This window comes from Microcoleus sp. (genome assembly GCF_049646505.1).
Lineage (GTDB): Bacteria > Cyanobacteriota > Cyanobacteriia > Cyanobacteriales > Microcoleaceae > Microcoleus.
In genome coordinates, this window is sequence record NZ_JBARVX010000551.1 from 1 (window position 1) to 10,597 (window position 10,597).

At 44.9% G+C, this 10,597-nt stretch carries 11 protein-coding genes; 5 read left to right on the plus strand and 6 right to left on the minus strand.

All coding sequences use genetic code 11. From position 1 onward, the window contains the following. From WBA89_RS25975 to WBA89_RS25985, 3 genes are all read right to left on the minus strand, one after another. Positions 1 to 736: MOSC domain-containing protein (locus WBA89_RS25975; RefSeq protein ID WP_424410503.1), on the minus strand; the 736-nt coding region annotated here is incomplete at its 3' end. Positions 737 to 851: 115 nt separating this feature from the next. After that, complete coding sequence (locus WBA89_RS25980) at positions 852 to 1,151, minus strand: putative quinol monooxygenase (protein ID WP_424410505.1); 300 nt, start codon at positions 1,149 to 1,151, stop codon at positions 852 to 854. A 322-nt stretch (positions 1,152 to 1,473) separates the two neighbouring features. Beyond that, entirely contained in the window at positions 1,474 to 2,151 is a 678-nt protein-coding gene (locus WBA89_RS25985) for a hypothetical protein (protein ID WP_424410506.1), read from the minus strand. A gap of 37 nt (positions 2,152 to 2,188) precedes the next feature. On the opposite strand from WBA89_RS25985, the gene WBA89_RS25990 reads away from it, so the two are divergent. Then, positions 2,189 to 2,776 (plus strand): hypothetical protein, encoded by a 588-nt coding sequence (locus WBA89_RS25990; RefSeq protein WP_424410508.1) that lies wholly within the window; start codon positions 2,189 to 2,191, stop codon positions 2,774 to 2,776. A gap of 344 nt (positions 2,777 to 3,120) precedes the next feature. Here the strand turns inward: WBA89_RS25990 and WBA89_RS25995 are convergent, their stop codons facing one another. Next, positions 3,121 to 3,615, minus strand: a complete 495-nt coding sequence (locus WBA89_RS25995; RefSeq protein ID WP_424410509.1) for a hypothetical protein — start codon at positions 3,613 to 3,615, stop codon at positions 3,121 to 3,123. A 437-nt stretch (positions 3,616 to 4,052) separates the two neighbouring features. Here WBA89_RS25995 and aroA point away from each other — a divergent pair, with 437 nt between their 5' ends. Beyond that, positions 4,053 to 5,402 (plus strand): 3-phosphoshikimate 1-carboxyvinyltransferase, encoded by a 1,350-nt coding sequence (gene aroA / locus WBA89_RS26000; RefSeq protein WP_424410510.1) that lies wholly within the window; start codon positions 4,053 to 4,055, stop codon positions 5,400 to 5,402. A 211-nt stretch (positions 5,403 to 5,613) separates the two neighbouring features. Here the strand turns inward: aroA and WBA89_RS26005 are convergent, their stop codons facing one another. Both WBA89_RS26005 and WBA89_RS26010 read right to left on the minus strand, forming a co-directional pair. Then, complete coding sequence (locus WBA89_RS26005) at positions 5,614 to 6,051, minus strand: CAAD domain-containing protein (protein ID WP_424410512.1); 438 nt, start codon at positions 6,049 to 6,051, stop codon at positions 5,614 to 5,616. A 195-nt stretch (positions 6,052 to 6,246) separates the two neighbouring features. After that, entirely contained in the window at positions 6,247 to 7,254 is a 1,008-nt protein-coding gene (locus tag WBA89_RS26010; protein ID WP_424410513.1) for a 2-hydroxyacid dehydrogenase, read from the minus strand. 328 nt (positions 7,255 to 7,582) lie between these two features. Between WBA89_RS26010 and WBA89_RS26015 the strand changes: the two genes are divergently transcribed. The 3 genes from WBA89_RS26015 to WBA89_RS26025 all read left to right on the plus strand — a co-directional run. Continuing rightward, positions 7,583 to 8,149 carry an ion transporter gene (locus WBA89_RS26015; RefSeq protein WP_424410518.1) on the plus strand — a complete coding sequence of 189 codons (567 nt, stop codon included), beginning with the start codon at positions 7,583 to 7,585 and terminating at the stop codon, positions 8,147 to 8,149. 64 nt (positions 8,150 to 8,213) lie between these two features. Further along, entirely contained in the window at positions 8,214 to 8,615 is a 402-nt protein-coding gene (locus WBA89_RS26020; RefSeq protein WP_424410515.1) for a hypothetical protein, read from the plus strand. Between the two features lie 410 nt (positions 8,616 to 9,025). Continuing rightward, positions 9,026 to 10,597, plus strand: a 1,572-nt coding sequence (locus tag WBA89_RS26025) for a histidine kinase dimerization/phospho-acceptor domain-containing protein (protein WP_424410516.1), incomplete at its 3' end; no start/stop codon positions are given.

The following is a 10,597-nucleotide window of genomic DNA, read 5'->3' on the forward strand; positions in this document are numbered from 1 at the left end:
GTGCGTGACCGAATTTTTGTTGCAGCAAACTGAATAGGGGAATATCCCGATCGCCCGTTTCTGGATTTACTTCTATGTTGACACAGCGACCGATTCGTGCTGTCACTTCGATCAGAGCTGTACCTAATTGAAACTGTTTTCCGATTAACTCAAATTCTGACCACGCTTCCATGCCTTCTAGCAGAATGTTCGGGCGAAATCGGCGCACGTCTGTGTTTTGGTGGGCGATTTCGCTTAATTGATCTAGGGTGGCTTGGGCGAGGAGAGAAATGTGTACGGGTGCTCGATCGGGATAGCGAGTTTCGCCGCTGCTGTCGCCGATTAAGCGCAAAGGTGCAAGCTGCGGGTGTCTCGCTTCTTTTGTCGGTTCAATTGCGGCCAGATATTCGCTAAAAAAGCTGCTGATGCGATCGCGCTCCGCTGCTGTGTTCGTTGCTGCTGACAACACTGCAACTCCTTGACGCTTGACTGTTAAAACCGTCGTTTCCGGTTGATAATCGCATTCTAAAGCTGCTAAATGCGGCCAATCGTTTTGAACGGCAAAATGTTTTTTGCTCATCCAAGGTACATTTTCGGCGGGCATTTTTGCAGCTTCTATATTATCTGCAAACATTAAGGCAAAAGCGCGATCGCCCTTAATTCCGTGTCCTGCTGTTAAAGCAAACTCCGACATTGCTTGCGGTGTCAGCCCTTTAATTGGATAAATGAATAACTGTTTTATTGTTGCTAATGTCATATTTTTTTGAGCTGCGCTTCCATTTCAACTGAACTCTTGTCCCCCCCTTACTAAGGGGGGCTAGGGGGGTACAAGCTAATTCAAAAACATTAATAAAATTGCTATAAATAGCCGATTAAGCTAGCAATTCATAGCGGCGAATATCGGGAGGCCCAACGGCTAAACCTTCTAATTTTTGCACCGCGTCTTGAAGGTGAGTTGAAGCGAGATGTTGTTCTAGCAAATCTGCACTTTCCCACTCTTCAACAAAGGTAAAATCTGTAGGATCGGCTTGATTTTGCAGGAGTTCGTATTTGATGCAGCCTTGTTCTTGGCGAGTTGGCTCTACAATGCTCAGCAGCAGAGATTTAAGTTCTGCTACTTTTTCGGGAAAGGCTGTGAGACGGGCGACTACTCGTAAGGTTGGTTTGGACATGGGAGCAAAAAGTCACAGAGAGGACGATCGAATTTACGGATTTTTATTTGGCAAACTTAACAATAGAGGATTTTACTTAAAATAACCTAAACAGGTCGATCGGTCAACAGCCAGCATAATCTTGCCAAGACGCGCTCAAGTCTCAGAAACCCGGTTGATTCCAAAATTCTTCGTTACCAACCGCAGAACCTCGTCTAAACCGGCTTTCTTGGTATATTCTTCCTTCTTCCCTCTTCCTGATGACGTTGGACGTTCGATCGGGGGGGGGCAGCACTAATGACTGATGAATAATGACTAATGACTAATGACTAATGACTTCTTCTCAATCTTTGGGATAAAATCGCTTTTTTTCTGTAGAATATTCCCAGGCGAGATTCTCCGGGTCTTTTTCGCGGCTCCACTCAGCAAACTCCGGTTTAACTTTCCATTTGCCGATCGTAGTTGCGTGAACTTTGAACCGGCGGGAAAGTTCTGTCTGGGTAAAAGAGATTTTGGGTTTTTTAGGAATCTTGGTTTGAGCGATCGGAAATAAATTTGGTTTTTTTTCTTGTGCTTTTTCCAGATTTGCGGGATGCTCTCGAACAGCTATTGCCGCGTTAGGTGTTTCGCTTTGATTGACAGTTGGAGCTATTTGAAAATAATACAAAATTCCGCCTTGTTCCGTCACTTCAAAATCGGCTGCAAACTCAGAGGCCCTTTCGTCGAGATATTCTTGAACCTTTTCTCCGGGAAGTTTTGCATTCATTGCCAAATCCAAAGCGGTAACTCGCCCTTGATTTTCCTTGATCAACTTGTAGAAAACCGAGTCTAAATGAGCGAGTTTGTGTTTTTGCTGCTGCTGGTAGAGCTTGTAAGCCCAAGCAATTCCGGCTGTGGTGGCGATCGCCCAAAACATCGTTCCCGACTCGAAACTGGCAACCGCCGTCAAGCAAATAGGCAAAAGCAGGGTAAGATATCCCCAAATGCTGCCCTTCTGTAGGTTATTGCTGTTTTTGACCATAGTTCCCAAACAGGTACGTAGTTTAGCTTAGCAGAGCGTGTCAGGATGCGGCGAAAGTGTTTTGACTGTCGGTCGCGATCGGTCGATCGCTGGCGCACTCTACTACAAAATCCCAGAATCTACTTTTTTTCGCAACCGAGGATTCATGTACTTTTTTCGCAAACAGATTGCCATCCTGTTCGTAGTTGTTGCTTGCTGTACGCTGGCGGTTAGTTGCGGCGAGAACCGAACTGTCCAGTGTACTAAATTTACAGAAATTGTCACCAAAGGCAACACTCTCATCGATATTAAGAAAGACAGCAACGATGTTGCCAGCACCAAGAACTTAGCTAAAGATTTGAACCAGACAGCGCAACAACTTGAGGCTTTGGAAATTACAGATGCCACTCTCAAAGAGATTCAAGGCCCCTCTGTTAAATCCTTCCGCTCCATAGGTGAAGCACTCGCCAACATAGCCAAAGCTCTTGAGACAGGAAATCAGGCTGCTACCAGTATAAAAGGTCGAGAGCAAATTAAAAAAGCTCGAACCGATATTATTCGAGCCGGAAAGCAGGCGAATCAAGCAGCAGAAAATCTAGACGCTTTGACTGAGAAACTGATTAAATATTGCAAGAGCGATCGGTAAGTAATATCAATTGCGGTTGCACTCTTGGGGAATTGTTGACTGTTGACTCCGGGTCGAAAAACTCAGTGGTTGAGTGTTAACTGTTAACTGTTGACTGTTGACTGTTGACTGTTGACTGTTAGTTGTTAGTTGTTAGTTGTTAGTTGTTAGTTGTTAGTGGAAATTAAGAATTGAAAATTGGAAATTCGCCACCAATAACAAATAACCAATAACAACTAACCAATAACAAATAACCAATAACCAATAACCAATTCCCAATAACCAATAACCAATAACCAATAACCAATTCCCAACAACTGATGACTAATGACTGATGACTGATGACTGATGACTGATTACCAAACTTAGTGATGAATTTCTAGATTCAAAATATAGCGGCCGAGCTGCACTTTTTCCGACCACAGCTCGTATTCTAACCGCAAGTGTCCCGGTTCCGGCTTTCCTGTCAGCGTCAAGTTGCGAGTGAAGTTTCGGAGGCGCAACTGTTCGGGAGTCGCCAGCGATTCGCCCTGAAGCCAGTAACGGCTCAGCCCGTACATTCCGCGTTCCCAGCAGTGGCGGTAACTGTATTTGCCGTTTCCTTGCATGGTCATAATCACTCTGTAGGGCGAAACTTCTAGCCACAGCAACCGGGGTTTTGTGGTTGTTGGTAAGATAGCAACTTCCTCGCCAGATTCGTCAGAAAATTGGCGATCGACTATTGCCGGTTCGTGCAGCAACAAGTGAAAGCGATCGCTGTCTTTTTGATAAAGCGTACCAGCGGTTTCAACGAACGACCACAAAGGTAAATCTGTGGATACCAGGGATAAACTTACAGGCTTGCGGTGATGCGTCAGCATAAATAAAAGTGTAGGAGTTATTGTGGATCTGGGGGTTGAGATTTGAGATATGAGACTTTAGATTCTAGATGGGCTCAGTTGCAAATTCCGGATATTTTACTTAAAAAAATGAAAAATCTACAAGTAGCAATCGCCAATCTAAAATTGCTCGCTCAAATTTCAATCATCTGGTGGATAATTGAGAGCAGAACATGAAATTTACGCAAATCTAGGAAATAGTATTTGTGAAATTAAGGTAAAATCTGTACAGTTGCATCTGCTCTCCTCTGTCGCTGATACGAGTTTTACAAAATAAGAAAACTGTGGGTCTGTGTTCCAAATCCTTATGGGGTCAGTCATTCCCCATTCTATAATTTCAAATCTCAAATCTCAAACGGTATGACTCAGGACTGGAAAAGGGTAGGATAGCTAACACCGTTCCATCCTAGTTTATCTCAATGCAAGCTGATATTATAACTACTTCGCTTCTGGGCGAAAGTCAAACTTTAAGCATTCAAAAACCTGCCTCTGGCTTGTCGCTGCGAGGTCGGATTCGAGTGCCAGGGGATAAGTCGATTTCTCACCGGGCTTTGATGTTGGGCGCGATCGCCAGCGGTGAAACCACAATTCAAGGACTGCTGCTAGGAGAAGACCCCCGCAGCACTGCTAAATGTTTCTCGCTCCTGGGAGCCTCTGTTTCCGAACTCAACGCGGAACGGGTGAAAGTCCGGGGCGTAGGAATTGGCGAGTTACAGGAGCCTCTCGAAGTCTTGGACGCGGGTAATTCCGGCACGACGATGCGGTTGATGTTGGGAATTTTAGCGTCTCATCCGGGGCGTTTTTTTGCGGTAACGGGTGACAGTTCTTTGCGATCGCGCCCCATGTCGCGCGTCATTAAACCGCTGCAACTTATGGGAGCGCAAATTTGGGGTAGAAAAAGCAGTTCTTTAGCTCCCTTAGCAATACTCGGACAGCAGTTAAAACCCATTCACTACCGATCGCCGATCGCCTCAGCTCAAGTTAAGTCCTGCATTTTGCTCGCCGGTTTGATGGCTGAGGGAGAAACTACAGTCACTGAGCCCGCTCTGTCGCGGGATCACAGCGAGCGGATGCTGCGGGCGTTCGGAGCAAAATTGAGCGTCGATCCAGAAACTTGCAGCGTTACAGTCACTGGGCCCGCGCAACTACAAGGGCAGAATGTGATTGTACCGGGAGATATTAGTTCGGCGGCATTTTGGCTGGTGGCTGGGGCGATCGTCCCCGGTTCCGAGCTCGTAGTCGAAAATGTCGGAGTCAACCCAACTCGCACGGGTATTTTGGAAGCTTTGGAAATGATGGGCGCTGACATTGAACTGCAAAATCAGCGAGAGGCGGCTGGCGAACCTGTAGCGGATATTTTGGTTCGCTATTCCAGTGAGTTGCGGGGATGCACCATTGCTGGCGATTTAATTCCCCGATTGATTGACGAAATCCCCATTTTGGCAGTAGCGGCAGCTTTTGCGTCTGGTACTACAATAATTCGAGATGCGGCCGAGTTGCGAGTCAAAGAGAGCGATCGGCTCGCCGTGACTGCTGCGGAACTCAACCGCATGGGAGCCAAAATTACTGAGTTACCCGACGGCTTGGAAATTACCGGAGGAACTCCTTTAACTGGCGCGGATGTTGACAGTTACACCGACCATAGAATAGCGATGAGTTTGGCGATCGCAGCCCTGAATGCCAAAGGTGTTACCAACATTCAGCGGGCCGAAGCCGCTGCCATTTCCTACCCCGATTTTACCGCTACTTTGCAACAAATTTGCCAGTGAAATTGAGAGCGGGAGAGTGAGGGAGAGGGGGAGATTTGGCAAATATTGCCGAGAGCATCTCATCTTTTAAAAAAATGCAAAACTGAGATGCTCCCAATATTCCCTCTTCCTTCTGACAACAGTCAACAGTCAACAGTTAACAGTCAACAGTCAACAGTCAACAGTTAACAGTCAACAGTCAACAGTTAACAGTTAACAGTTAACTGACAAATTAAGAATCTTTGCCTACAACTTGTTCTTTAAAAGCATCAACTTCCGTTAATAACTCTTGGCGGGTAGAAGCCTTGAGGAGATAGCGGTAAACGAACCAACCCGTATATCCCATGCCAATTAACTCAAAAACAGGAGCTACCAAAGGCACATCATTAAGAGCCGCTAAAACTCCCAGCATTACCTTGATGCTAATACCGCCTGTCAGGATTAAACCAACTGTGATCAGAGGCTTTTGGTATTCAGTAAAAAAATTGGAGAGATAAACTGGAAGTTCCGACAAAATTGTGAGAACTTGGTCTTTAATATCTTGGAACTGGCTTGTCGGTGTTTCTGTAGTTGTCACTGTAGTCATGACCCCTGGTTGGTCAGGCACTAGGTCTACTGTGACCACTTCAGTCATAGTTTCTGTGTTGTCAGAAAAGTTAGCTTGTGTCATTTGATACTTCCTCCGGTGTCAAGTAAAATTGCAGGCTTTGAGTTGCTGCCAGTGTAATTATCCGGCATTCAGCACAGCATTCTGGCAGCCGGGACTAATTGATGAGATTAAGCCAGACTTTCACAAATTGCAAGCAAAACAAACATATGAATTGATTTTAAACAATTGCCCTCGCTGCAAAATCGCTCTTTTGACTCATTTTTTCAATTCACTGAGGTCGATTTGATTGGGACAAGTGCGTCCTTGTTCAAAATCGGTGATATTGCCGATCGTGGTTTCGGCGATATTTTTCAAAGCTTCCTCGGTGAAAAAAGCTTGATGTCCGGTAATCAGGACGTTGGGGAAAGTCAGCAAGCGCTGAAATACGTCGTCTTGAATCACCCGATCGGACAAATCCTCAAAAAACAAATCCGTCTCTTGTTCGTACACATCTAAGCCGAGGTAGCTAATTTTACCAGATTTCAGCCCTTTGGTGACAGCTTTAGTGTCAATCAACTGACCGCGGCTGGTATTGATCAGCATGATCCCCGGCTTCATTTGCTCGATCGCCCCTACATTGATCAAATGGTAAGTTTCCGGGAGCAGCGGACAGTGGAGGCTGACAATATCCGAGTTGGCGAACAGTTCGGCCAGCGACACATATTCCATCCCCAAGGCCAGACAATCGGGATTGTGAAAAACATCGTATCCCAGCAGGCGACAGCCGAATCCGTGCAGAATTTTGGCAGTAAGCGCGCCAATTTTGCCAGTACCGACAATTCCCACCGTTTTCCCGTGGAGGTCAAAACCCAACAAGCCGTCTAGGGCAAAATTGCCTTCGCGGACGCGGTTGTAGGCACGGTGGATTTTGCGGTTGAGGGACAAAATCATTGCGACTGCGTGTTCGGCGACTGCGTAGGGAGAATAGGCGGGAACTCGCAGCAGAGTTAAGTCTAAATCGCGGGCTGCTGCTAAATCGACGTGATTGAATCCGGCCGATCGCAGCGCCAGCAAGCGCACGCCATTTTGGGCGATCGCCCGGAGCGTTGGAGCGTCCAAACAGTCGTTAACGAAGGCGCAGACTGCCGGAAATCCCGCAGCTAACACGCTGGTTTCCAGGTTCAGGCGCGGTTCAAAAAACACCAACTCGTGTTGGCCGCCGGCGTTGGCTGCTTCCAAAAAAGTGCGATCGTAGGATTTGGTGCTGAATACGGCTACCTTCATGATTTTTGCGGGCAAATCTTGTAATAGTGGGAAATTCTTTCCAGATTAACTCTCTTTGCTTGCCAGAACTCGATTGCCCACAAAAAATCAGTTTTCCAGAGAAATCTGGGGTTTGGCAAAAGAGCATCTCTGAATCAAGCAGATTTTTAGCTTTTTGGCAAGTCCTGCTTTTTTCTAAGAAAACTTCTTAGACTAGAGTAAAGCGCGATCGTTAACTGCTAATTTTTCAGGAGAAAATCCGATGCGTCCAAAATTCAAACGAACAATTTATCAAATTTTATAAACCTCAGAAAGCAGTAATTTATACAGTTTAGCCGATGATTTTGCGATCGCTTTTTTAATCCTCATCAACGCCGCAGCTTTTATTGCTTCTACTTCCCCCAGCTTTTACCGAGAACACGCATCGATTCTGGAAAGCATCGAAATTGTTTCATCGTTAGTATTTACAATAGAATATGCTTTAAGGCTGTGGGTGTGTACGGTCGATGGCAAATACAGCCACCCGATTCGAGGAAGATTGAGATACGCTCTAACACCGCTAGCTATTATCGATTTAGTTTCATTTTTACCATTTTACACATTGCTATTATTTCCCAATTTAAGTGTTTTTAATTTGATTAGCCTGCTGCGCTTGTTGCGATTGCTGAAAATGAGCCGGTATTCAGAGTCAGTGCGAACTCTAGGAGCAGTATTGCACGCTAAAAAAGAAGAGCTGCTCGCCACGGCCTTTGCAGTTTTCATTTTGTTAATTTTTGCCTCTAGCATCATGTATTTTGTTGAATCAGAGGCGCATCCAGAAGCTTTTGCCATCCCCGATGCAATGTGGTGGGGAGTTGTGACATTAACTACTGTCGGTTACGGCGATATTTATCCTATCACTCCTTGGCGTTGCTGATTCTGGCATACAAATCAACTTTGCGCTTGATGTTACAAAGCTCAGCATACTTGGCTTATAGCAATTGGGAAATCTTGAATTCATATTTGTATTCAGCAACACTCCTTTAGGCAAATTTTTAGGAGCAATTTTAGCATTTTTGGGAATCGGAATATTTGCGCTGCCGGCGGGGATAATTGCTTCGGGTTTTTCCGAGGAAGTGCAAAGGAAAAAGCAGGAAAAAATTGCCGCAAATTTAGAGCAATCTGCGAATTCTCAATCGGTAAAAATGCTGGCGGACATTGAACTCGGTTTGGAACAACAGCAAAGGGATCTCGCCCTTTACGTCGAAAGTTCCGCCGAGTTGATGGAAATGTGCATCCAAACAGCGAAACAGAAGTTAGGAAGTCATATTAAAAATGAAGAAATTCTTCGCGATTTAGCTATTCATCTGTACAGCGAAACTGTTCGCAAATTCGAGCTTTAATTGCAGCCTTCCACTAACCGCGTTGCTCTAATCAAACGTCAAATACGATCGCCCCTTTGAGCCCGCAGGCTTTAACCAGCCGGAAATCTCGGTATTCTCTTCTCAAAGTTTCATTAATTCTTAAAAATGCAGCTACAGATGATTGGTCAGAAGACTGCCATACAAAAAAAGTCAGAAGTTTCTGTGTAGCTCGACTTTAAATAAATTGTACAAGTCAGGATGAGAACAACCAACTCAAGTATTCACTGTTAACGGGGAACCCTCAGCTCGAAAAAGCCGCCAGCAACTGTCACCGATTACCTGCGATCGCACATTCGCCCTCAAAAAGTATACGATAATAGGTACGATCGCAGAAATAGGCGTTTGAAGCTGGAAAGGGTGCCGATTGTTGTTATGGGAAAAGCACCACTATGTTCTTGAAATCTTTGACTGATTCAATTTCCAAAATTTCGGGTAAAGTTCCCCTACGCACTGTTCTGGTTGTGCCATTTGTACTCCAGATTGTCGGTGCAGTGGGAGTAGTCGGGTATCTGTCATTTAGAAACGGACAGCACGCCGTCAATGATGTTGCTTCGCAGTTGCGGCAAGAAATTAGCGATCGAATTAGCGATCGTCTTCAAGGATACATGGATACTCCCCACAAACTCAATCAAGTCAAAGCTAATGCTTTTGAATTAGGCGATCTTAACTTGCAAGAAATTTCCAAAATCCAGCGTAATTTCTGGAAACAAATGCAAGCCTTTGACACAGTAAGCGTTACATATATTGCTACTCCCGCCGGAGACTTTATTGCCGCCAGACGCAACAATGACGGCACTTTTGTGTTGCAAGAAAAAACCGAACTTACAGGCGGCGACATGAATTATTACGCAGCCAACAATCGCGGGGAACCCACCTCATTAGTTACAGTAAAACCCAAATACGATCCGCGAGTCCGTCCCTGGTACACCGCTGCAGTGGCAGCCAGAAACGCAACTTGGAGTAAAATTTACGCCGACTTTACTAGCAAAGGACTTGGCATTACCGCCGCCCAACCGCTATATGATGAATCTGGGCAATTGCAGGTGATTTTTGGCACGGACTTGCTTTTTACTGAGGTCAATCAATTTCTGCAAAGTCTAAAAATTGGCAAATCGGGACAGACTTTTATTATCGAGCGATCGGGCGATTTAGTTACAACATCCACCTCCGATCCGGTTTTCTCAGTTAAGGGCGAGGAAACAGCCAGAGTCAAGGCTGCCGACAGCAAAAATATTCTCATTAGTCTTACTACTAAATATCTGCAAAATTACTTTCGCGACTTGAGCAATATTCAGCAAACACAACAACTTAACTTCGACATTAAAAATAAAAAACAATTCCTGCAAGTCACTCCATTAAAAGACAATAAAGGTTTAGACTGGCTAATTGTAGTAGTTATCCCAGAGTCGGATTTCATGGAACAAATCGACGCCAACAACCACACTACTATTTTGCTTTGTCTAACTGCATTGGGATTAGCAATACTTATAGGATTGGCAACCTCAAAATATATAGTCCAGCCGATTTCAAGCCTCAAATTTGCTGCTACCGCTTTCGCGAGAGGAGAATTCAACCAAATTGTTAGCCTAGATCGCGATGACGAACTAGGCGTGCTCGCAAAAGCTTTTAATAGTATGGCAAATCAATTGCGATCGTCATTCACCGCACTGGAAGCAAAAAATGTCGAATTGCAGCAACTAAATCAGCTAAAAGACGAATTTCTTGCCAATACTTCCCACGAACTTCGCACGCCTTTAAATGGAATTATTGGCATTGCAGAATCCCTAATTGACGGCGCTACCGGGCTATTACCAGAAAAAACAAATTCTAATTTAATCTTAATTATATCGTCCGGCAAAAGATTGTCTACATTAATCAATGACATTCTCGATTTTTCTAAACTCAAACACCAAACTATTGAGCTGCAAATTAAACCAATAGGTTTGCGAGAAATAGCTGCT

Coding starts and splice junctions, on each gene's coding strand:
- WBA89_RS25985 (WP_424410506.1), bottom strand. CDS start 2,151: ATGGTCAAAAACAGCAATAACCTACAGAAGGGCAGCATTTGGGGATAT.
- WBA89_RS25980 (WP_424410505.1), bottom strand. CDS start 1,151: ATGTCCAAACCAACCTTACGAGTAGTCGCCCGTCTCACAGCCTTTCCC.
- WBA89_RS26005 (WP_424410512.1), bottom strand. CDS start 6,051: ATGACACAAGCTAACTTTTCTGACAACACAGAAACTATGACTGAAGTG.
- aroA (WP_424410510.1), top strand. CDS start 4,053: ATGCAAGCTGATATTATAACTACTTCGCTTCTGGGCGAAAGTCAAACT.
- WBA89_RS25995 (WP_424410509.1), bottom strand. CDS start 3,615: ATGCTGACGCATCACCGCAAGCCTGTAAGTTTATCCCTGGTATCCACA.
- WBA89_RS26010 (WP_424410513.1), bottom strand. CDS start 7,254: ATGAAGGTAGCCGTATTCAGCACCAAATCCTACGATCGCACTTTTTTG.